Here is a 256-nt window from a genome sequence, read left to right as displayed (position 1 = left end):
CTCGCGCTCCACCGCCTCGGGTCGCGTGGCCTTTGCCACGCGCGCCATTCCCGCGATCGCCTGGCCAAGCGCGCTGTCATCCCCGCTCAGGCCTGCACACTGGTCCAGCAGCATGCGATCCGGCGGCCCTGCCAGCAACAGCCCGAGAAAATTGTAGAAATCCGCGCGAAGGCGGTCTTCCTCGGCGATCTGGACGGTAGCGGCGCTGTTCATGACTCTCCCTGACCTTGAATACGATGGTATACGATCAGCCCTC

At 64.5% G+C, this 256-nt stretch carries 1 protein-coding gene; it reads right to left on the bottom strand.

Annotation, left to right across the window (positions count from 1 at the left end; all coding sequences use genetic code 11):
• Positions 1-213, bottom strand: a 213-nt coding sequence (locus F1003_RS16075) for a hypothetical protein (protein WP_202913930.1), incomplete at its 3' end; no start/stop codon positions are given.
• Between the last annotated feature and the right edge of the window lie 43 nt (positions 214-256).

The organism is Winogradskyella ouciana, from assembly GCF_009709615.1.
Lineage (GTDB): Bacteria > Bacteroidota > Bacteroidia > Flavobacteriales > Flavobacteriaceae > Winogradskyella > Winogradskyella ouciana.
The sequence above is the reverse complement of the archived record's forward strand: the minus strand, read 5'-3'. Positions and strand labels throughout refer to the sequence as shown.